Raw genomic sequence first — 255 nt, 5'->3', positions numbered from 1 at the left:
GGTAAACTAGCAGGTGCTGCTTTGGATACCTATGAATCAGAAGTAGGTGTCTTCAATGTTAACTTTGATAGTTTCGATGATATCTCAGATGATCGTCTAAAGAACCTAATGAGCAGAGACAATGTTTTAATTACTCCACACATTGCTTTCTACACTGAAACAGCGGTTAGAAACATGGTTACTCTATCATTGGATGCTAACAGAGACCTTATCAATACAGGTAAATCAGATAAGATTGTTAAATTGTAATATTTA

The 255-nt window shown here is 34.9% G+C and carries 1 pseudogene; it reads left to right on the top strand.

Annotated features, from left to right (window positions below):
• Window positions 1–249, top strand: a pseudogene (locus KTJ72_RS07095) (D-2-hydroxyacid dehydrogenase); the annotation flags it as partial.
• Window positions 250–255 lie beyond the last annotated feature (6 nt).

The organism is Apilactobacillus waqarii, from assembly GCF_019061205.1.
Classification (GTDB): domain Bacteria; phylum Bacillota; class Bacilli; order Lactobacillales; family Lactobacillaceae; genus Apilactobacillus; species Apilactobacillus waqarii.
Note: the sequence above shows the minus strand (reverse complement) of the source record. Positions and strands in the feature narration are given on the sequence as shown.